This is a genomic window from Streptomyces zagrosensis (assembly GCF_014203645.1).
Classification (GTDB): domain Bacteria; phylum Actinomycetota; class Actinomycetes; order Streptomycetales; family Streptomycetaceae; genus Streptomyces; species Streptomyces zagrosensis.
This window is the reverse complement of sequence record NZ_JACHJL010000005.1, coordinates 264,055-285,604: the sequence shown is the minus strand read 5'-3', so window position 1 is coordinate 285,604 and position 21,550 is coordinate 264,055. Positions and strand designations below refer to the sequence as shown.

The following is a 21,550-nucleotide window of genomic DNA, read 5'->3' as shown; positions in this document are numbered from 1 at the left end:
AAGGAGCGGATGGCTTCGGGGTACGAGCGGATCGTCGAGCGGTTCAGATCCTGGACAACGGTGCTTCTCCGAGCGTTAGGCCTCAAGGGCCGTGTCCACCCCCAACCCTCGACGCGGCTACCTGACGCGCTCGGACCGTCACCCGGAACGGCTCCCTGGACACCCCACCCCGCACCCGGACACCACGGCCGGCCGCGAACGACCCCGCCTAGAGCGCTGGCAACAACGCGGCTGGCCACGCCGCGTTTGGCTACGACGCGGGCGGACGCTAGATCGCCGTACCGTACCGTACCGTATGGTACGGTCCTGAGATGGCGCGTAAAAGCAACTGGATCGACACTGCGGTCGCGGTGCTGACAGATGAGGGTTCGGCTCACCTGACCATCGATCGGTTGTCCGCCGAAATGGGGCTGAGCAAAGGCTCCTTCTATCACCATTTCAAGAGTTACGACGCTTTCAAGGGGGAAGTGCTGTCCCGTTACGAATGGGAAAGCACCACTTCTTTGATCGCGGCGTCCGAAACCGATGGCGAGCAGGACCCCATCCACAAACTGCGACGGTTGGTGGAACTGGCCACCGAGCCGGGCGTCCAAACGGGGCTTCAGGGAGCGGTGCGCGCATGGAGCATGCAAGACCAAGCCGTGCGCGCTGTCCAGGATCGCATCGACCAAGCGCGCCTGGACTACGTCAGCAGCCTGTGGCGCGAGTTCGGTTGCTCCGCGGACGAAGCGCTCACCCGAGCAAAGACCCTGTACCTGCTCCTGATCGGCGGGCGGCAACTAGCCGCCTACTTGACCGCCGAGGACCTCCGGGAAATCTGCTTGCGGGCGATCGCGGCAGACTCACGCGAGCCTTCGACCGAGCAGGGTCGGTAGACGTGATGAGCCCGCTACGCGCAGATCTGCAACGCTACGTCCAGGCGGCCGACCACATTGATCAAGTACATGCTCGACCTGCCATGTCCCCTCGGAAATGTGTGAGCGTGGTCATGCCCTGGCGTCCCTGGTGGCTGAAGGCGCTCTTCCTCGCCCGTGGGGCACTCGCCCGGATGCTGCGCATCAACCACCCCGCGACACAGCCACCGATGGCCTGCTCCCCGATCGCCTCAGTTTCAGCACCGGCGACAAGATCGCCTTCTGCGCGGTGACTGCCGTTGACGAAGAGGAATTCGTCGTGCTCACGGCCGCCGACACGCAGATGACCGTGCCCCTCGTCGTGAATCGCGAACGGACCGGACCGGGCCCCGACAATACGTTCCGATTTCTCACAGGCGTGCACTATCACCGCTGGACGTGCCCGCTCTACTCCCACCTGATCAGGCCTTTTCACCCTCTGATCATGCGGCGCCTGATTGCCGCAGTCGCCAACTATGAGAGGTCGCCCGGATGAGCCGACTTTCACGCCTGGTCCCACAATTCATCATCGCCACCGCTGTACTGCACTTCGCGTACGCCGTCGCCGCCCCGAACAGCTGGCTGCCGATGCTCAGGGACGGTCTGTTCGACACCGTCCGCGGCCAGAGTGATGTCATCGCCGCGGAACGACATGGGGACCTTTGGTTCCTGATCACCGGCATCGGTCTGCTCGCGCTCGGGACAATGGCTCAGCAGGCCGTCAGGCAGGTGGGGCGGCTGCCCGTGCAGGTGGGCAGCTACCTCCTGGCGATGGGGACCATCGCTTTCGTTGTCGAGCCCGTGTCCGGCGCCGTACTGGTCATCGCCTTGGGTGTCCTCGCGGTGATTGCCGCTCGGCCGTCCCGAGCCGGCGCCGCGGCGCCGGCGGCCTAAAGGCTCCCGGGGCCGCTCGGGCATCGGGTAGTGCGGCCGTCCACCGGCGTCGCGGGACGCCCGGAGACGCGTCGTGAAACAGGTTCGTACATGGACCACAATGTCGAGATCACCGAGGTCGCGGCCGGTTACGAGACGCCGGTCGTGCTGGATGTGGGCGCCGTGGTCGTGGTGACGCTGGGCACGCAGACCTTCGACACCGCCGCCGACAGCCAGTACAAGACCTCCTGATCCCAGGGCGCCCGGATGACCCGCGATGCCACCACGGGGGTGGCGCCGATCGCCGCACTCTCCACCCAGAGGCTGACGCCACCCACCCCACCTGCGAAAACGCAGTACGCAACGAATCGCCGCCAATCGGCCCGCACGCGCAATGAATCCCTTATCGACGCGCAACACAGGCGCCTTGTCCGGTGTCAGGGGCGGGCCGTACCGTCTAAGAGCCGACTCAAACCGCCGTGGCCCCTGTGCCCGCCGCATCACCGCCCGAGGGGTTCCATGACCACGCCGCGCATCGCCCTGCTACAGAGTTCGGGACGACCTGGCGACGTCGGCCACAATCTGCGCCTCCTGGAGGAGGCCGCCGCGCGCGCCGCGGCTGCCGGTGCTCGACTACTGGTCGCTCCGGAGATGTTCCTCACCGGATACGCCATCGGCAAGCGCATAAGCGAACTTGCCGAACCGGCCGATGGCCCCGCAGCCGACGCCCTTGCGCGCACCGCCACCCGGCACGGCCTTGCCATCTGCTACGGCTACCCCGAGCGTGCGGGCGAGCAGCTCTTCAACTCGGCCCAACTGATAGGCCCGAGCGGCGAGCGGCTGCTCAACTACCGCAAGACGCACCTGTTCGGCGCCTTCGAGCAGCGCTCGTTCGCCCCCGGGCACACACCCGTTGTGCAGGTCGAACTCGCGGAGTTGGGCGGGCTGCGCGTCGGCGTCATGATCTGTTACGACGTGGAGTTCCCCGAAAACGTCCGCGCCCATGCCCTGGCCGGTACGGAACTGCTCCTGGTCCCCACCGCGCAGATGCACCCGTTCCAGTTCGTCGCCGAATCGCTCGTTCCGGTCCGCGCGTTCGAGAACCAGCTCTACGTCGCGTACGTCAACCGCTGCGGTCCCGAGGGCGAGTTCGACTTCATCGGCCGAAGCTGCCTGGCCGGGCCCGACGGCATTGCCAGGGCCCGCGCGGGCCACGGGGCGGAATTGCTGACCGCCGACGTCGATCCGGCGTTCTTGGCCGCATCACGGCAGGCGAACCCCTACCTCCATGACCGCCGGCCCGCGCTCTACACCACCCTGACCTGATCCCCTGATCCCCTGATCCCCTGAGCCGGCTTGCCCTTACCTTGACGCGCCCTGTGACCTGGGGTGACTGGTAGGGCGCGAGGTGCGCCGAGCTGGCGCGAGACAGGCCCGTGGATGCTCGCCACCGCACGCACATCATCTTCGCGTACCGCCGTGCGCCCTCACGCAAGGAGTCCGTACCCCATGACGTCCACGGTGCCCACCGCCGTCCACGACGAGCAGTCGCCGCAGCCCACGCAGCCGCCGGTCACCATGTTCGGGCCGGACTTTCCGTACGCGTACGACGACTACCTCGCCCATCCCGCCGGGCTCGGCCAGATACCGGCTACCGAGCACGGCGCCGAGGTCGCGGTCATCGGCGGCGGTCTGTCCGGCATCGTCGCTGCGTACGAGCTGATGAAGATGGGTCTGAAGCCCGTCGTGTACGAGGCCGATCAAATCGGTGGCCGGCTGCGTACCGCACGCTTCGACGGCAGCGCCACCAGCGACGGCCAGCCGCTGATCGCCGAGATGGGCGCGATGCGTTTCCCGCCGTGTTCCACGGCCCTCCAGCACTACATCGACCTGGTGGACCTCAAGACCCAGCCCTTCCCCAATCCGCTCGCCCCCGACACGCCCTCCACCGTCGTGGACCTCAAGGGTCAGTCGCACTACGCGCGCACCCTGGAAGACCTGCCCGACGTCTACCACCAGGTGATGGACGCCTGGAACGCGTGCCTGGAGGAGGGCGCGGACTTCTCCGCCATGCAGCGGGCCATTCGCGAGCGCGATATCCCCACCATCCGCGCCATCTGGGCCCAACTCGTGGACAAACTCGACAACCAGACCTTCTACGGGTTCTTGTGCGACTCCCCGGCCTTTGCCTCCTTTCGGCACCGGGAGATCTTCGGCCAGGTCGGCTTCGGCACCGGTGGCTGGGACACCGACTTCCCCAACTCCATCCTGGAGATCCTGCGCGTCGTCTACACCGGTGCGGACGACGACCACCGGGGCATCGTCGGCGGCAGCCAGCAACTGCCCGAACGGCTGTGGGAGCGCGCGCCCGGCAAGATCACACACTGGGCGCAGGGCACCTCGCTGAGCTCCCTGCACGGCGGCGCACCGCGCTCCGCGGTCACCAGGCTGCACCGTACGGCGGGCAACCGGATCACGGTCACGGACGCGTCCGGCGACATCCGGACCTACCGCGCGGCGGTCTTCACGGCGCAGAGCTGGATGCTGCTCTCCAAGATCGAGTGCGATGACGCGCTCTTCCCCATCGACCACTGGACGGCGATGGAGCGCACGCACTACATGGAGTCCAGCAAGCTCTTCGTTCCCGTGGACCGGCCGTTTTGGCTGGACACCGACGAGGAGACGGGCCGGGACGTGATGAGCATGACGCTCACCGACCGGATGACGCGCGGCACCTATCTGTTGGACAACGGGCCGGATGAGCCCGCCGTCATCTGCCTGTCGTACACCTGGTGCGACGACAGCCTCAAGTGGCTACCGCTGTCGGCGAACGAGCGGATGGAGGTCATGCTCAAATCGCTGCGCGAGATCTACCCGAAGGTGGACATTCGCCAGCACATCACCGGCAACCCCATAACGGTCTCCTGGGAGAACGAGCCCTACTTCATGGGCGCGTTCAAGGCCAATCTGCCGGGCCACTACCGCTATCAGCGGCGCCTGTTCACCCACTTCATGCAGGATGCGCTGCCCGCGGACAAGCGCGGCCTCTTCCTCGCCGGCGACGACATCTCCTGGACGGCGGGCTGGGCCGAAGGCGCGGTGCAGACGGCGCTGAACGCGGTGTGGGGCGTACTGCGGCACTTCGGCGGGGCGACGGACGCCACAAACCCGGGGCCCGGCGACGTGTACGACGAGATCGCGCCGGTGGAGCTGCCGGAGGACTGAGTTCCGCCTGACGTGACCGGGCACGGCCCGGGAGTCCTTGCCCGGGCCGCGGAGCGCGGCCTGGTTGTGCCCAGGGCCGCACTCCCGCCGTTCCGTTAAGCCACCACGCCCAGCGGCGTCAGCAGTACGCGCCCGACCAGGCCGACGCTCGCATCGACCCGGTCCGCGAACTCATCGGCCAATTCCGGCAACTCACGCAGCCCCCACAGTGCGCGAAAGGAAGCCCATGCCGCGTCGCGGGCCCGGTCCAGGCTCCAGGCGCCGACCAGATGGGTGAGCGGGTCCGCGATGTCGAGTAGGTCGGGGCCGGGCATGAGCTCCTCGCGGACGCGCTCCTCCATGCCGATCAGCACGTCGCCCACCCGGTCGAAGTCACTCTCCAGCGTCGCGGGTTCGCAGCCGAGGTGATGGCAGGTGTCACGCAGGGCCAGGGCCAGGTCGTTGCCGATATGAGCATTGATCCCGGCCAGCGCAAACTGCACCGGAGCTACCGCCGGATGCTGCCGCAACTCGAACAGCGGTCGCCAACAGGCGGCCGGACGCCCGCCGCTGGCCGCGGCATCCACGGCGGCCAGATAGCGGGCCGCGAACCGGACCGTCAGCTCCTCGGCCGCAGGCCCATGGTGGAAATGCCCGGCCGACAGCCGGTCCTCGACCTCCCGAGTGACGGAGAGGTACACGCCGTTGAAGACGGCGACCCCGTCCCGTTCGGGCAGTGCGCGCTCCAGCACGGACATCCGCTGCAACACCTGCTCCACGGTGGGCAGCTGGTCAAAGGAGGAGCGGATGGGGGCGGGGCGGGGAACGGATCGCTGCTCGGCCTGCGTCATGCGGGCTAGCGTCCCAGCCCGACCGCCCAACCGGCAGCCCCCGACCGCCGCTTCCTCACAACGGAGTAACCGCCTCCGCCACGGACCCCGTGAGGGGCAAGGGGCCCGGCGGCGGCGTCGGGTGCCGAAACGGGGCGTACGGCACGACGGGGAGCACCCACGGCGCGGCACTGATCAAGGTCCATATAGGCACATTTACGATCTTGGTCCGGCGTGGGAATGCTCATACGAATGGCGAAAGGTGGGCAATTCATTCACTCTGCGCACTGCGTGGGCTTCCGGCTCGGTTTGCCTCTGACGGGGTGGTCCACTCATCATCACCCGGGTTCTGCGGTGCGCAGAGCGGTGCGAATGTGGAGAGTGAACATGGTGGGCCTCGGATGGAAGCTGCACGGAGACGGCAAGAACCTGGTGCCGGGCGAAGTCGTCAAGCCGGATGAGCGGCTGTCGTGGGGGCGGACGGTGGGGCTCGGTGCCCAGCACGTCGTCTCGATGATCGGCGCGTGCTTCGTCGCCCCCGTGCTCATGGGCCTGGACCCGAACCTGGCGCTGATGGCGTCCGGTGTGGCGACGATCACCTTCTTGCTGCTGACGCGCGGGCGGGTGCCCAGCTACCTGGGATCGTCGCTCTCCTTCGTCGGAGTCGCCGCCGTCATCGCGAGCCAGGGTGGCGACGCCGGCACGCTGACCGGCGCCTTGTTCGTGGTGGGTGCGGTTCTCGCGCTGTGCGGCCTCATCATTCAGGTCATCGGGGGCAAGATCATTCACACGGTCCTGCCGCCGGCAGTGACCGGTGCCGTGGTCATGCTGATCGGGTTCAACCTCGCGCCTGTGACGGCTGGCACGTACTGGCCGCAAGACCAGTGGACAGCACTCGCCACGATGTTGTTCACCGGTCTCGCCCTGGTCGTCCTGCGGGGCTTCTGGGCGCGTATCGCGATCTTCCTCGGCCTGGTCTTCGGGTACGTGATGTCGTGGGTCCTCGACCGCACCGCAGGCAAGATCCACTCGGCAGATGGCTCGGGCAAGGTGACCGACCATTGGCGCATCGACTTCTCCAACGTCACGACGGCGGATTGGATCGGGACACCGACCTTCCACGCTCCGAGTTTCGAGTGGTCGGCGATCCTCGTCGCGCTGCCCGTCCTTGTGGCGCTGATCGCTGAGAACGCGGGGCACGTCAAGGCGGTCGGCGAAATGACCGGTGATTCGCTGGACGACACGATGGGCACCGCGATCGCCGCGGACGGCACCGCGACGATGCTGTCCACGGCGGTCGGCGGGCCGGCTACGACAACGTACGCCGAGAACATCGGGGTGATGGCCGCCACGAAGGTGTACTCGACCGCGGCCTACTGGGCAGCAGCAGGCTTCGCGGTCCTCTTTGGCCTCTGCCCCAAGTTCGGCGCTGTGGTAGCCGCGATCCCCGGGGGCGTGCTGGGCGGGATCACTGTGATCCTGTACGGCATGATCGGCCTACTCGGCGCTCAGATCTGGGTGCGGAACAAGGTGGACTTCGCCCAGCCCCTGAACCTGGTGCCGACCGCCGCGGGCGTCATCATCGGCATCGGCGGAGTCACGCTGAAGTTCACTGACAGCTTCGAGCTGAGCGGCATTGCGCTGGGAACACTCATCGTGCTCACCGGCTATCACGCCCTTCGGTGGTTGTCGAAGGCCACGGGCACCCACCAGCCGGCGCTCCTCGATGGTGGAACCACGGACTACGACGCGGGAGCTAAGTCCACGCCGGAGTGAGGGCGATAAAGGCCCCACGTACGCGAGGGTCGATCTTCCTGTCTTCCTGTCTTCCTGGTTTGCGGCATTGACGACGGCCACCTATCGCCGACATCAGTACGCCCCGCCGCCCCGAGAGGAAGGAATTCGTGTGCTCGGATGAAGCGGAATCACTCACGCCGCCCTCGGGGGAAGCCGCGCGTTCGACGCCCGCGGGCCCACGGCCTTCAACATCGGTAACCGAAAACTCGACGACGGCCGGTTGCACGAGCGAGCCGAAAAACCTTGGGCCGTCTCCGTCGAGCTTCGCAACTATCTGCGGTGCTGCGGTGCTGCGGTGCTGCGGCGGCGGTGGGGCGGGGCATACCTGCGGGGTCCGCTGCCGGACGGCGGGCGCAAGTCGGTGGAGCCGGTGGCCGCCCGCCTGGGCGAGGATGGGAACCGGTAGGCCGCGTGGCCCACTTCGTCACGTGCAGCCCGTGGGATGGCGGCGCATGTGCGGGCGCGTCTGGCCTGGCGTATGCAGCCGGTCATCAAACCCAGCGCGCTGGCCCTTGATGACACCGGTTCCTCCTGGTCCTTGATGACACCGGTTCCTCAAGGACGGGGCCGCGTGGCTTGCGTGAACAGGCAGTACACCGGCACCGGGCAAGGTCACCGACTGCCAGGCCGGGGTTCTCCTAGTACCTGGCTTCCCACGGTGCCTAGGCGGCGGTTAACTGGCGTCTGTTCCTGCCCGCGACGTCTCCGGCCGGTGGCGCCACCCCGCACGCCTGTACCGCGCCCGGTCCTGCCTCTCTCCCCGCCGACGTCCCTCGACTGGCGTCGCCGCCCACTGAGGTGAGCAGACGGCGGCGCGGCCGAACGGCTGCCCGCCGACCAGAAGCGCCACAGCCGCTCGCAGACATTCCGTGCTCAGGTGATCTCCTCCTTTCCGCTGAATCCACAGACCCGTGGAAGCTCGGTGTCGCCTAAGGAGAAAAAGGAGGAACAAGCCCTCTGAGCGGCCCGCCGTACCATCCCCAGCCGCACGGCAACGGTGCGAGGGGGGCGCGCCACGCGGCGAGACGCTCCATGGGCTTCAGCCGAAGGATCGTCCTCCTCTCCCTGGGCGCAGGCGGGATGCGGTGCCCCCGGCACCCACGTAGGGTGCCGGGGGTCAGCCGCAGTTGTGCAGCCCCGCCCGTACGCGGACACCCGGCCCAAGTCGGGCCCGGCGTCCGGTCGGTGGGTCAGCCGACGATCAGCTTGGTGGGCTTGCCGTAGCGGAAGAGTTCTTTGATGTCGGCGGGGTGGAGCTTGACGCATCCGTTCGACTTGTAGTCCGAAGGGCCGTCCCACCGCCACGGCTCGGTGGAACCCTGGTAGCCGAGCCGAGTCATCTCGCTGTGGATGAACAGCTCGGTGCGAGGAGTGCCGTTGTGGCACCGCTTGTTCGAGAGCCTCACCACATACCCCTTGATCTTGGTGCCGTTGAACTTCTTGTGCCATGAGGGAATCTTGTACGTACCGTTCGGCAGCCAGCCCTTGTTGAGAGCGCAGGTGTTCTTGGTGTAGCCGGAACCGGCTCGCCACGAGTCGAGCTTGACCGTCCGGTCGCTCGACGCGATGTAGCGGTACAGGGTGAGGGTCGACTTGGTCTGGTTGCCGGAGTTCTTGTTGAAGTAGAGGAAGTTGTAGCTGCTGGCGGCCTGCGCGGATGCTGTGGCGGTGGCCGTGGAGTCGGCCTTGGCGGCCTGCGCGGGTGCTGCGGTGGCGGTGGCCGTGAAGCCGGCCATCAGGGCGACCGCGACGGTGAGCGATAGGTTCCGTGTACGTGAAGCCACGGTGTCTCCTTTCCAGTCATGTATGTATCACCCAACGGCGGCAAGATTCGGCTGAATCCGAAAGCGGCCGACACGGTGACAAACCAACACAGAAACTGAGCTGTGAAGGTGCGACGGCCTGAAGGCCCGACAGGTTTACAGGCCCGCCCCCACCGGGCCGGCCACCCCCAAGAACCGCGTGGCCACAACGTATGCACCCGCCGCCAGGGCAGCATCAGGGCTGGCCCTGATTTCCCGGATCGGCCACCAACGCTCGTTGACCGGTTGCGTACGCCCGGCTTGTTCCTCTCCGCCCAGGGTGACCCGCCCTATAGGGTCGGCGCCGTGGAGGGGTGCCAGAGGAGGCCTGACTTCCGCTGGTCACCGGCGTGCTGGGCCACGGCCGCACTGGGCGTCGGCATCTGCGGAGCGTGGGGCTACCTCCGAGCCGGAGCGGCGTGGGCCGATGTCGTACGAGACCTATCGGTGGGCTGGTCCTATGCGGGCGCCGGACTGATCGCCTGGTGGCGGAGGCCGGCCAACGGCACGGGCCGGCTCATGTTGGCCGAAGGGGTCACGTGGTACCTCGGCAATCTGCAAGGCACCGGCGTACCACTGCTGTTCACCATCGGCGCGTGGGGAGAGGCGCTGAACCTGGCGGTACTGGCGCATCTGCTGCTCGCTTTCCCCGACGGACGGCTCGCCACCGCCCTGGACCGGGGCGTGGTGGCGGTCGGCTACGGCCTGGTGGTCTTCGGCGGGCTGCTGCGGGTGATGCTGTACGACCCGGCCGCCAGCGACGATGCCACGTATCTGTCCTGTCAGGGCTGCGGGCCGAGCGTGAACCTTGTGCTGCTGCACTCCGCACCGCGGTTGTTCGAGGTCGTCGATCTCGTCTACCGCTGGGCGGGAGCGCTGCTCACCCTCCTGTGCCTGGTGGCGCTCGTTCGCCGCTGGCGGGTGAGCTGCCCGGCGCGGCGGCGCATCCTCATGCCGGCCTGGGTGGCACTCTCCGTCACCGTGGCCTTCGTCGGGTGGGAGATCATCCACCTACTGGGCCCGGACGCCCTGGGCGCGGCGGACGCGGTGCTGATCTGGCCATCGGACGCGAGCCAGGTTCTGATACCGGTCAGCTTTCTGATCGGCCTGCTGCGCATGCGCCTGCGGCGGGCCTACGTGGGCAACCTCGTCATCGAAGTCGGCGCGGACCCGACACCGCGGCGGCTGCAGGACGCGCTGGTCCGGCTGCTCGGTGATCCTTCGCTCCGTCTGGGCCTGCGGTCGCCGAGCAGCGGGGAGGGCGAGCAGTCTGATTACGTCGATGCGGACGGACGGCGGCTGGTACTGCCGCGCCCGGGCAGCGGGTTGACCGCCACCACCGTCGAGGAGTCCGCCGGAGAACCCACGGTGGTGCTCGTGCACGACACCGCACTTGAGGAGGACAGGAAGCTGATGCTCGCGGTCAGCGGCTCGGTCCGCCTCTGCCTGCGCAACAATCGCCTGGGGGCGGAGGTCGCCAGGCGGACGCAGGAGGCGACGACCTTCGGCTCCCGTCTCCTGAAGGCGGTGGACGAGGAGCGCAGGCGACTGGAACGCGACTTGCACGACGGGGCTCAAACTCGGCTGATCTTCGCCCTGATGACGCTGCGCCGGCTCGATGCCGCGCTGTCCCGGGAGGCACCCGACCGGCCACTGCGCCGGACGGTGGCCGAAGCCGACCAGGCGGTGCGGCAGGCTGTGGACGATCTGCGCGACCTGGCCCGCGGCATTCACCCCGCTGTTCTGACCCGCGACGGTCTCGCGGCGGCGATCACCGCTCTGGCGGCACTGGCGGAGATCCCCGTCGTCGTCATGGTCGAGCCGGGACGCTTCACCCCACTGACGGAGTCCACCGCGTACTTCGTCGTCGCCGAGACGCTGTCCAACGCGATGAAGCACTCGAAGGCGGATGCGGTGAGCGTGTTCGCAAAGCGGGAGGCCATCGCGGAGTCCGTCGGCGACCGGCTGGTGATCGAGGTCATCGACGACGGGATCGGTGGTGCCGACCCGGCGGGCGGGAGCGGTCTGCGCGGCCTCACCGACCGGGTAGCTGCGACCGGCGGCACCCTGCGGGTGACCAGTCCGCCCGGCGGCGGGACACGTGTACGGGCGGAACTGCCGTGCGAGTGATCGTGGCCGAGGACTCCATGCTGCTGCGCGAGGGGCTCGTACGGTTGCTGCAGGACGCGGGCTTGACCGTCGTGGGCCAGGCCGGCAACGCGGACGACCTTCTCACCCTGGTCGCCGAGCTGAGCCCCGACGTCGCGCTAGTCGACATCCGTATGCCCCCGACCCACACTGACGAGGGCATACGGGCGGCCTCGCAGATACGGTCGCTCCACCCTGAGACGGCAGTGCTGCTGCTCTCCCAGTACGTCGAGACCGGCACTGCCCTGCGGGACCTGTCCCGCGAGCCAACAGGCTTCGGCTACCTCTTGAAGGACCGCATCGCCGACCTCGCCGAACTCACGCGGGCCATCGAGCGCGTGGCTGCGGGCGAGTCCTTCATCGACCCAGAGGTCGTACGTCGCCTTCTCGGGCGGCGGCGTACGACCAGCGCCCTGGAGATGCTCACCCGGCGCGAGCGGGAGGTGCTGACCCTGATGGCCGAGGGCCGCTCCAACGAGTCCATCACCCGGCACCTGGGGGTCGGCGGCAAGACCGTCGAGACCCATGTCCGCAACATATTCACCAAGCTGGGCCTGGAGCCCGACCTGGAAGGCCACCGGCGCGTTCTCGCGGTGCTCGCCTACCTTGAGGCATGACGCGGGCCCGACACGAGCGCCTGCGACACCGACGAACCGCACCGGCCCCTCACCGACAACGAGAAGATCTGGCTCAAGAACCAAACGGGCCAGAAGAACGTCGATGGGTACTTCATGTGCGAGGCACCGAAGTGCCGCAACGTGCGCACCGGTTTCAACAAGCACCCCTACGACCCCGTTATCCGCGTGCCCCTAGCCGACTGACCACCACAGAGCCAGCAGCCGGGCCGTGTTGGGACAGATGGCCGGTCGTCTCCACGAACTGGTCACGGCCAGGCCCCATCGCTAGCGTTCTGCGGCGGCCCCTTCGGTCTCGTCGTCGCCGTGATCGAAGGCGTGCTTGAGGTGGGATCGGGCCTTCGGCCGGCCGGGGGCTTCGAGCTCGGGTCCGTCCCCGCGTGCGCGGGGAGCAGAGTAAGTGACCTGCGGGTTTATCGGGCGGGACCCCGGTTTTCTGCAACTTCCGCGGAACGCGACCTATGACCCAAGCTCGACATCACATCCACAACCCCTCCCGTAAGCCAGGTCATAGAGCCCAACGCCGGACTCGTCCGCTTCTCCCCCAACCGCTCACAGGGGGAAGAATGACACCGAACCGCGGCCAATTCGCCGGTTGACGGCAGTGGTTGCCCCAGCCGCCTCGCTCCTGACTTCGCCTCGCGGGGCTGTGCACCCGCGCAGGAATCGGCAAAACTGTTAAACGGTGGTGGAAGGTGCGCCTGTGACGGAGCACGGTTCGATACGTCGGTCGCACGTTCTGGAGGCGTTGTGCCGGTCGCGCGCGGTGTGGGTGGTGCCAATGACCGTGTGTGCCAGGAACTGCGGCAGGCGCTGCGAAGCGGCCCGTTCTCGGCCGCGTTGAACTTGGCGATTGAGGCCAGCGGCCTGACGTTGGAAGAACTCCAACTTCGGCTGATGGAGGAGGGGGTGCGGGTCAGTGTGCCGACCCTCAGCTACTGGCGTCGGGGCCGTAGCCGACCCGAGCGGCCTACTTCGCTACAGGCCGTGCGTGTGTTGGAAGGCTTCCTGACGCTGCCCCCTGACTCCCTGCTCTCGCTACTGGGGCCGCGGCGCCTGCGCGGTCGGTGGATCGGACACCTGCCGGGACGGATGGACGCCGGCAAGCTCTTCGGCGACGCGCGCCCCATCGACCTGCTGCACTCGGTGGGTGTGCCGATGGCGCGTGGCGCGTTGCGCCGCATCAGCACACACGTCACCGTCAGCGTCGCCGGGGACAGACAAGCCTGGTCCATTCGTCTGCGAGAGCTCGTACAAGCCAACGCGGACCGGGTCTCCCGCTGTGGCGTGGTGTACGTGGCAGAGGAGCAACCCGACAACCCGGCGGCGCTTGGCTATCTCAGGGAGTGCCGGGTAGGGCGGGTTCAGGTGGACCAGTCGGCAGGTGTCACCGCCGCCGAACTGATCCTCGACCGTGTGCTGAACGTCGGTGAGCGAGCCCTGGTGGAGTACGAGTGGTGCTTTCCGCAGGGCGTGCCGATGGTCAACTACGAGCACCGCTTCGCGGAGCCGATCAGGGAGTTCGTTCTCCAGGTGCGTTTCGCGCCGAGCGCCGTGCCTGCTGAATGCCGCCGATATGACCGGCGCACCGTGTCGGCACCCGAGGGGAACCTCCGCGAGCTGTGGATCGGCAGCTCCGACACGGCCCTGCTCGCCGAGTCGGATGTCCCCGCCGGCATCGTGGGCATGCGCTGGGCCTGGCCCGCTGTGCCGGTGCGGACGGAGGAGCAGCCCCGCGACGCGCGGTGAAACAGTATTGCCGCACGCGCGCCGCCGCCTGACCTAACGGCCCTGGTCCTGCTTCGCCGCACCCTCCTAGCCTCCGTGTGTCACAGACCACACAGGAGGCGGTATGAGGTTAGGAAGACGTGGTGTCCTCGCGACGGTGCTCGCCATCGTGGCGGGCGCTGGACTGGGATTGACCCAGCCAGCCGCGGCGGACACCACCACACCACAGGCATCGGTCGTCAGCGTCGCCGAACACCCCGTGGCGGGCACGTACCTGGTGACCCTCGCCGGAAACAGCGCGGTCGCGAAGTCCGCCGACGCCACCGTGCGGGCCGCGCACGAGCTGACCGACCGGTACGGCGGACAGCTCAAGACCACCCTCACCGCTACCATGCGCGGATTCGTGGTCGAGGACCTGTCCACCCGGCAGGCGAACAAGCTGGCCGCACACCCGGATGTCGCGGAAGTCCGGCAGAGCGGCCGAGCGGGCATCGGCGGCCCGGGCGGCACCCAGCAAAATCCCCCGAACTGGGGACTGGACCGCATCGACCAGCGGGATCGACCTCTGGACAACGCCTACACCTATCCCAACGACGGTGCGGGCGTGAACATCTACGTCGTTGACACCGGCATCCGCTACAGCCACCAGGAGTTCGAGGGCCGGGCGAAGTTCGGCGTCGATCTGTATGCCCGGCCCAACCAGGGCGAAGACTGTCACAACCACGGCACACACGTCTCCGGCATCGCTGCCGGCAAGACCCGAGGAGTGGCGAAGAAGGCCAACCTGGTATCCGTACGTGTCCTGGGCTGCGACGGACAAGGCGAAGACGTCGATGTGGTCGAGGCGGCCGAGTGGATCACCAAGAACGCCGTCAAGCCGGCGGTGGTCAACCTCAGCGTCTACACCGGTGACCGCGACATCGCCGCCTCGGCTATCCAAGGATCGGTCAGATCCGGTGTTCAGTGGTCGCTGATCACCGGAAACAACGGCGGCGACGCGTGCGCCCACGGGCCCGGAGGGCAGGTTCCCGAAGCGCTCCAGGTCGGCAACTCGACCAGCAGCGACAGCCGGGCGTCCGACTCCAACGCGGGCCGGTGCATGGACTTGTTCGCGCCCGGCTCGAACATCAACTCCGCCTACCGGGGCAGCGACTCGGCGTACGGCACGCTGAGCGGGACGTCGATGGCCGCACCGCACGTGGCGGGCGCAATGGCCCTGCGGCTGCACGACAGCCCCAACAGCGCTCCGGCCGCTCTGCACACCTGGGTCATGGACAACGCCAGCAGCGGCAAGATGTCGGGCCTGCCTGCCGGCACTCCTGACAAACTGCTGCACCTGCCACGCTCGGCGCCGCCGGGGGAGCCCGTCGCGCGCTTCCACGCTTCGTGCCCGACCGGATCGCTGACCTGCACGTTGGACGGGTCTGCATCCTCGGCCGAAAACGGCGACATCGCCACGTACGCATGGTCCTTCGGCGACGGCGAGAACGGCGACGGCAAAGTCGCCCAACACGCGTACGCACAGCGGGGCACCTACACCGTAAGACTCACCGTGACCGACGCCCAAGGCCGCAGCGGCAGCACTGAGCAGCCGGTTCGTGTCGGTGATACCAGCGGCGGGCAGCCGCCGACCGCGAGCCTCACGGTGGACTGCGGCACATCCCTTAGCTGTGCATTCGACGGAACCGGATCGAGTGACCCGGACAGCGACATCACCACTTACACCTGGGATTTTGGTGATGGCACCGGCGGCACGGGCGCATCCGCACGGCATACCTACCCGGCGCGCAACGGCACGTACACGGTCAAGTTGGCCGTGACTGACGGCTCGGGCAACACGGACACCGCGCAACAGTCCGTGCGCTGCTGGGCGTTCACGGCACAGGGTTTTTGCTTCCGCGCCTGAGTGAGACCCCACCCACCCGCACTCCCGAGGGAATTGAACTGCGATGACCAGACGACTCATCCGGCTGCTGGCCGTCCTCGGCCTCCTCGCTGGTGCGATCGGCACCGCTCCCGTGGCGCTGGCCGCCCCCACCGACCCCATCACACCGAAGGTGATCAACGGGAAACCGACAACCGTCGGCGAGCACCCGTTCATCATTTCCCAACACCGGACGGGCGGTGCCCGTCCCGCCGAGCAGTCGTGCACCGGCTCGGTGGTCGCCAAGCGCGCCGTGCTGATCGCGGCACACTGCAAGTTCTCGGCCGGCGACCCCAAGTACCTGATCTACGGCCGGGACGATCTCGCGGATACGAGCACGGGCACCCGCGTCGAGATCGCGGAGTACCGCACGCACCCGAACTACAATCCGAACGACGGTTGGCGCACCGGCTTCGATGTCGCCGTCATCCTCACCAAGACCGACATACCGACTCCGCAGGGCATGGCTTTCCCGCCGATCGCCCGGTCGGGCGACGCCCTGCCGGTCGGCACAAGGGGAACCGCGCTCGGATACGGCAAGACCGACGCACAGGATGCCCAGAAGAACACCTTGCTCTACGAGACAACCCTGCCTGTCGTGGCCAGCCAGAACTGCAAGAACATCAACCAGCAGTTTGATGACAGGTACATGATATGCGACGGTTATGGTGACGGCAGTACCGGCCTGTGCCAGGGCGACAGCGGCGGACCCTATCTTCACAACGGCAAGGTCTACGGCGTCTTCTCCTGGCTGCGCACCGACTGCGCCTCCTACAACGCGCACGGGAAAATGAACGGCGTCATGGGCGACTGGGCCAACGAACAACTCGACGACGCCCCAACCCCACCCACCGGCAAGCCCACCGCCCACTTCACCGCTTCCTGCCAGGGCGCCTCGCTCACCTGCACGTTCGACGGGACCGCCTCATCGGACGAGGACGGCGCCATCACGTCGTACGCATGGGACTTCGGTGACGGCACACGGGAATCGGGCAGCACCGCGCGCCACACCTATCCACCCCGCAACGGCACCTACACGGTGAACCTCACAGTCACCGACGACTCGGGCAAGTCAGACACCACTCAACAGTCCGTTCAGTGTTGGGGGTTCGGTTCTCAGGGCTTCTGCTTCCGGGCCTAGGACCGCGCGCACGTCAGCACGCCTCCCAGCGGCGGCGCCTCACGGCGCCGCCGTTGCCCGTGCGAGTGCGCCACTTCGCTCTACCGATCCGATCTCCGCACCCGGCCACGGGGGCCAAGGCCGTGTCAGCGAGATGATCAGGTGGATACGGGGTCTGCCGGGGCCACGGACGATACCCGGGCCCGGCGCGGACGGCCGCGGGCGTGCCGGGCCCGGGAGGGGCCGAGCGGCGGATGCCGCGGTGCGGGGTCTTCCCCGGTGTGCCCGAGGTGGTCGTGTGCTGCTGGGGTCGGGGTGATGAGTCGTTCGACGAGTTCGCGCAGCTGCCTGTGCGGTGGCGGTGTCGCGCCCGGTGGCAGGCGTGGTGCGTCCAGTGGTGCGGTCCGGGAACGTCGGCCGGTCTCCAGCGCGCGGATCATCGAGTGGGGCCAGTCAGGAACGGGGATGTGCTGGTTCTTGCCCCGCCCGTGGGTGTGGCACAGACTTCGTTGCGGTGAGGTGGGGGCGCTGGGCCGCAAGCCAGCAGGCCAGGTCAGCGGCAAGGATCAGTTGGCCGCCCGCCCGCCGGCCTTGGCAATGGCTCCGTGGCCAGGGCCCGTCGCAGCCGGTCGCGCGACCCGGCCCGCGGCGGGGGCGTCGTAGAGCCCGCCGTGTCCCCGCCGGTGTTCGCCGACCGGTGACAATTCCACCAGGAACAGGACCGGCCCGTCCGCGCACAACACCGCGTCCACGAGTTCGAACAGTCCATCCGCACGCCTGGTCGGAAAGGAGTAGGACTCACCCCGCAAGCGTGACAACCCCGCAATCGAAGCCTGGCGGACGACGTGATGCGACAGACCCATCCCCACGGCCTTCGTGCTGGGTGTTGTGTGTTCCTTGGTCGGATCGCATGCTCAGCCGAAGGCCGCCGGATCTACCGCAGTTACCGGACCGAGTGATCAAGTGTGACGAGCCGTTCGGACCTCGATGCAAAAGACCACCTTAGGAGGCGCCATGAGCAGGCGACGCATGCTCGTAGCAACCGTTGCGTTGCTCCTCACCGCGGGTTGTAGCTCCGCCGACGCTGGCGGTACCTCTGAGAGCAGTAGCCCGCCTCCTGGGGCTCGGGACGCAGTCAAGCGCTACGTCGAAGCCCTCAATGACCGTGACGTGAAGGCCCTTCTTGACGTCGGATCTGCCCCCGACAAGCCGTGGTCACGGAAACAGGCGGACGAGATCATTCGATCCAAGGGCGGCAAGGGGCTAACCATTATGAAAGCGCCCATTCGGTACGACCTCATGGGCGAGTACATGGGCACGGTCTCCCTGGCAACTTCTGACAGTGCGGGGCGCTCGCTGCGGGAAACGGTTGAACTCATGCACGAGAAGAGTCATTGGCACGTCGTCCTGTTCGAGTGGCCTAGCGGAGATAAAGAGACCTCGGCGACGTAGAACTGCCACATGCTTGGCTCTCATTTAACGCGCAACGGATCTGCCGCATCGGTCACATAGGGCGGCAGATCCGTTGCGTGCCTGGCCCTCCCCGTTACGCGGCGGCGTAGGGCGGATTGGCCACTGTCGCCCGTATCCCTACGCCTTGCGGCCTTCCGGGCCCGACTCGCCCGGGGCGGGGGCGGTGTTGGGGGTGCCGGAGGCTGGGCCGCCCCGCTCGTCCCGCGTCGTCGGGGGCCGGCTGCCGTGGCCCGCCGTGCGGAGCACTCCCGCGCCGACGACCAGGCCCAAGGCGAGCAGCGTGACCACGCCGAAGGAGACCGTCAGGGAGGTCACATCGGCCACCGAGCCCATGGCCGATGGGGCGATCAGGCCCGAGGTGTAGGTGATGGTCGCTACGCCCGCTATGGCCTGGCTCGGAGCCGGGCCGCTGCGCCCCGCTGCGGCGAACGCCAGCGGCACCACCACGGCGACGCCAAGCCCCAGCAGCGCGAAGCCGCCCAGCGCCATGGCCGGATGGGTGGCTGCGACCACCAGCAGGCCGCCCAGCGTCGCGCACACCCCGCCGGTACGCACCGTGCGCACTGGCCCGAAACGGGTCACCACCGCGTCCCCGGCCAGCCGGGCCACCGCCATCGTGCAGGCGAACGCCGTGGTGGAGGCCGCAGCCAGGCCAGGCGAGGTGTTCAACTCGTCCCGGAGGTAGATGGCCGACCAGTCCAAGCTCGCCCCCTCGGCGAAGACCGCACAAAACCCCACCGCACCGATGATGAGCGCCGACCTCGGCGGCAGCGCGAACCGGGGCGGCGGATGTTCATCCGGTCCGCTGCGCAGATCCAACACGCCCCGACAGGCGAGCACGCCGAGCACCGTCAGCACTGCCGCGGTCACCGCCAGATGCGGCCGGGCGTCCACATCGGCATGTGCCGCGACCGTACCGGCCACCGAGCCGACCAACGCGCCCACGCTCCACATCCCGTGCAGCCCGGACATGATCGAACGGCCCAGGCGGTCCTCGGTCTCCACGCCGAGCGCGTTCATCGCCACGTCCGACATCCCGGCCGTGGCGCCGTAAACGAACAACGCCCCGCACAGCGCGACCAGCCCCGGCGCCAGCGCGGGCAGCGCGAGCGAGAGCGTCCACAGCGCGAGCAACCCGCGCAGCGCCGTCCGGGCGCCAAAGCGGTGGCTGACCCAGCCCGCCAGCGGCATCGCGAGCGAGGCGCCGAGCGCGGGAAAGGCCAACGCCAGGCCGAGTTGGCCCGCGCTGACGTCCGTATGCTCCTGCACCCAGGGGACGCGGGTGGCAAAGCTGCCGGTGACCGCGCCGTGCACGGCGAACGCCAGGGCCACGGCGATCCGTGCCCGGCGTAGCTGCTGCCGCGCCACGCTGGCTGTGTTTTTAGCGTTTTGAGCGGTTTTAGCGTTTTCGGCGCCTTCAGCTTCGTCAGTGCCGTCAGCGCCGTCAGCTTTTTGAGCCTCTTGTGCATCCCGGGCATCGCTGGCGTCCGTGGCGCGTTCGGCACCCTCGGCACCCTCGGCGCCTTCGGCACCCCCTCTTGCTCCGGCGTCCACCATGCTGTCCAGCCCTCCCGGCCCCGTGTTGCGCCCCGCTTGCGGGGGCTCCCGAGGAAGCGTTCCCCGGAGCGCGCCGAAACTATCAGGAAGCCTGCCTGATAAATAGAGAATTTCTGCGGGCCGTGCAAGGATTCCCGTATGACCCCGACGCGCGTGCACTCCGGCGGGAAGACCGCCTCTCCAAGCACCGCCCGCGCCATCAACGACCGGTTGGCGCTGGGCTTTCTCCAGCGCGAAGGTCCGCTGACGGCGGGTCAACTCAAGACGCTCACGGGGCTCTCCCGCCCCACCGTGGCCGACCTCGTGGAACGCCTGCAAGACGCCCATCTGATCACCGTGGTCGGTGAGGCGGGCGCCGAGCGGCGCGGACCCAACGCCCGGCTTTACGGCATCGTCGCGGACCGTGCCCACCTGGCCGGAGTGGACGTACGCACCGACAGCGTCTCGGTCTGTGTGGCCGATCTGCTGGGTCGCACCCTGGCCGAGGCGTCGCTGCCCATCGATGCGAAGACCGCGAGCGCACCGGGTGGGCCCGACGCCGGTCTGCCCGCGGTGGAGGCGGCCGTGGAGTTGCTGACCCGTACCGCGGCCCAGGCCGGGGCGGTGCCGCTCCACAGCGTCGGCGTGGGCGCGCCCGGCCTCCTCGACCCGGTCACCGGCACCCTGGGGCATACCGGCTGGTTGCCGCAGTGGCATACGGCCCTGGTCACGGCGTTGCGCGAGCGCTTCCCCACGCAACTGCTGCTGGAGAACGAGGCGAACCTCGCCGCCGTCGCCGAGCAGCGGCTAGGCGCCGCCCGCGACCGGGACACCTTCGTGCTGCTGTGGCTGGGCGGGGGTACGGGTGCCGCGGTCGTCCTGGACGGGGTGCTGCGCCGGGGCGCGTCCGGCGGCGCGGGGGAGATCGGGTTTCTGCCGGTCCCCGGGACCGGCAAGTTGCCCGCCTGGACCGGTTGCGAGGGCGGTTTCCACTCGCTAGCGGGTGGCCCCGGACTGTGCGCGCTCGTTCGCTCGCATGGCCTCGCGAGCGAGGGCGTGGACATCCACGCGGCCGAGCAAGCGCTGCGCTCCGCCGTCGCCGCGGTGCAGGGGAGCGAAGGGGCCGCTGTGGAAGATGCCTTCCTCGACGCGTACGCGGACGGGGTGGCCATCGGCGCCGCCGCCGTCAGCGCCGTACTCGACCCGGGCTGCGTGGTCATCGGCGGCGAGACCGGCCTGGCCGGCGGCGATGAACTGGCCCGACGCGTACAGGAGCGGGTCGCCCGGATGTCCCCGGTCCGGCTTGAGGTGCGCGCGGGCACCATGGGCGGCGCGGCGGTGCTACGAGGCGCGGTACTCACCGCGATGGACGCGGCGCAAGACGACCTCTTCGCGCCGGAGAGCTGAGCCCGCCGCTGCCTGGCAAAGGCTCAGCCCGCCGCTGTACGCCAGCGAACTGAGCCCGCAGCCGCGGACGCGCGAGCGCCGGGCCCGCTGGGGGCCCGGCGCTGCCACGTTGGTCACCGGACCGGGCCCCCGCCGCTGGGTAGGGGGCTCGGCCCGGTGGTGCACCCGGCGGCGGGTGAT

At 68.4% G+C, this 21,550-nt stretch carries 17 protein-coding genes and 1 pseudogene; 14 read left to right on the top strand and 4 right to left on the bottom strand.

What is annotated here, in order from left to right; all coding sequences use genetic code 11:
• Positions 1 to 311 precede the first annotated feature (311 nt).
• The 6 genes from FHS42_RS12440 to FHS42_RS12415 all read left to right on the top strand — a co-directional run bounded on the left by FHS42_RS12440 (position 312) and on the right by FHS42_RS12415 (position 4,991).
• The gene (locus FHS42_RS12440) at positions 312 to 875 is read left to right on the top strand and encodes a TetR/AcrR family transcriptional regulator (RefSeq protein WP_184572086.1); all 564 of its coding nucleotides are present in this window, start codon (positions 312 to 314) and stop codon (positions 873 to 875) included.
• A gap of 130 nt (positions 876 to 1,005) precedes the next feature.
• The gene (locus tag FHS42_RS12435; protein WP_184572084.1) at positions 1,006 to 1,389 is read left to right on the top strand and encodes a DUF2867 domain-containing protein; all 384 of its coding nucleotides are present in this window, start codon (positions 1,006 to 1,008) and stop codon (positions 1,387 to 1,389) included.
• On the top strand, positions 1,386 to 1,787 hold the full coding sequence (locus FHS42_RS12430) for a DUF6463 family protein (RefSeq protein WP_184572082.1): 402 nt from the start codon (positions 1,386 to 1,388) through the stop codon (positions 1,785 to 1,787). Before FHS42_RS12435 ends, FHS42_RS12430 begins: the two co-directional genes overlap by 4 nt.
• A 90-nt stretch (positions 1,788 to 1,877) precedes the next feature.
• Positions 1,878 to 2,018, top strand: a complete 141-nt coding sequence (locus FHS42_RS12425; RefSeq protein WP_184572080.1) for a lasso RiPP family leader peptide-containing protein — start codon at positions 1,878 to 1,880, stop codon at positions 2,016 to 2,018.
• Between the two features lie 267 nt (positions 2,019 to 2,285).
• Positions 2,286 to 3,092 (top strand): carbon-nitrogen hydrolase family protein, encoded by an 807-nt coding sequence (locus FHS42_RS12420; RefSeq protein WP_184572071.1) that lies wholly within the window; start codon positions 2,286 to 2,288, stop codon positions 3,090 to 3,092.
• A 183-nt stretch (positions 3,093 to 3,275) separates the two neighbouring features.
• Positions 3,276 to 4,991, top strand: coding sequence for a flavin monoamine oxidase family protein (locus FHS42_RS12415; protein ID WP_184572069.1), 1,716 nt, complete (start codon positions 3,276 to 3,278; stop codon positions 4,989 to 4,991).
• Positions 4,992 to 5,086: 95 nt separating this feature from the next.
• On the opposite strand, the gene FHS42_RS12410 is transcribed toward FHS42_RS12415, so the two are convergent.
• Complete coding sequence (locus FHS42_RS12410; RefSeq protein WP_221476397.1) at positions 5,087 to 5,821, bottom strand: DUF5995 family protein; 735 nt, start codon at positions 5,819 to 5,821, stop codon at positions 5,087 to 5,089.
• Between the two features lie 366 nt (positions 5,822 to 6,187).
• On the opposite strand from FHS42_RS12410, the gene FHS42_RS12405 reads away from it, so the two are divergent.
• Entirely contained in the window at positions 6,188 to 7,576 is a 1,389-nt protein-coding gene (locus FHS42_RS12405; protein ID WP_184572067.1) for a uracil-xanthine permease family protein, read from the top strand.
• A 1,211-nt stretch (positions 7,577 to 8,787) separates the two neighbouring features.
• On the opposite strand, the gene FHS42_RS12400 is transcribed toward FHS42_RS12405, so the two are convergent.
• Positions 8,788 to 9,381: a L,D-transpeptidase family protein gene (locus FHS42_RS12400; RefSeq protein WP_184572065.1), complete on the bottom strand. Its 594-nt coding sequence runs from the start codon at positions 9,379 to 9,381 to the stop codon at positions 8,788 to 8,790.
• A 324-nt stretch (positions 9,382 to 9,705) separates the two neighbouring features.
• On the opposite strand from FHS42_RS12400, the gene FHS42_RS12395 reads away from it, so the two are divergent.
• The 5 genes from FHS42_RS12395 (at position 9,706) to FHS42_RS12375 (ending at position 16,975) form a co-directional block, all read left to right on the top strand.
• Entirely contained in the window at positions 9,706 to 11,529 is a 1,824-nt protein-coding gene (locus FHS42_RS12395) for a sensor histidine kinase (RefSeq protein WP_312866848.1), read from the top strand.
• A 17-nt stretch (positions 11,530 to 11,546) separates the two neighbouring features.
• A complete protein-coding gene (locus tag FHS42_RS12390; RefSeq protein ID WP_221476433.1) occupies positions 11,547 to 12,164 on the top strand; it encodes a LuxR C-terminal-related transcriptional regulator in 618 nt (205 codons plus the stop codon).
• A gap of 768 nt (positions 12,165 to 12,932) precedes the next feature.
• The gene (locus tag FHS42_RS12385) at positions 12,933 to 13,931 is read left to right on the top strand and encodes a hypothetical protein (RefSeq protein WP_221476396.1); all 999 of its coding nucleotides are present in this window, start codon (positions 12,933 to 12,935) and stop codon (positions 13,929 to 13,931) included.
• Between the two features lie 103 nt (positions 13,932 to 14,034).
• The gene (locus tag FHS42_RS12380) at positions 14,035 to 15,816 is read left to right on the top strand and encodes a PKD domain-containing protein (RefSeq protein ID WP_184572063.1); all 1,782 of its coding nucleotides are present in this window, start codon (positions 14,035 to 14,037) and stop codon (positions 15,814 to 15,816) included.
• Positions 15,817 to 15,859: 43 nt separating this feature from the next.
• Positions 15,860 to 16,975, top strand: coding sequence for a trypsin-like serine protease (locus tag FHS42_RS12375; protein ID WP_184572061.1), 1,116 nt, complete (start codon positions 15,860 to 15,862; stop codon positions 16,973 to 16,975).
• Positions 16,976 to 17,271: 296 nt separating this feature from the next.
• Here the strand turns inward: FHS42_RS12375 and FHS42_RS38190 are convergent.
• A pseudogene (locus FHS42_RS38190) lies at positions 17,272 to 17,817 on the bottom strand (transposase); the annotation flags it as partial.
• 151 nt (positions 17,818 to 17,968) lie between these two features.
• On the opposite strand from FHS42_RS38190, the gene FHS42_RS12365 reads away from it, so the two are divergent.
• Positions 17,969 to 18,406, top strand: coding sequence for a hypothetical protein (locus FHS42_RS12365; protein WP_184572059.1), 438 nt, complete (start codon positions 17,969 to 17,971; stop codon positions 18,404 to 18,406).
• A 138-nt stretch (positions 18,407 to 18,544) separates the two neighbouring features.
• Here FHS42_RS12365 and FHS42_RS12360 read toward each other — a convergent pair whose 3' ends face one another.
• A complete protein-coding gene (locus tag FHS42_RS12360; RefSeq protein ID WP_184572057.1) occupies positions 18,545 to 19,795 on the bottom strand; it encodes an MFS transporter in 1,251 nt (416 codons plus the stop codon).
• A 327-nt stretch (positions 19,796 to 20,122) separates the two neighbouring features.
• Here FHS42_RS12360 and FHS42_RS12355 point away from each other — a divergent pair, with 327 nt between their 5' ends.
• A complete protein-coding gene (locus FHS42_RS12355; protein ID WP_184572056.1) occupies positions 20,123 to 21,370 on the top strand; it encodes an ROK family transcriptional regulator in 1,248 nt (415 codons plus the stop codon).
• Positions 21,371 to 21,550 lie beyond the last annotated feature (180 nt).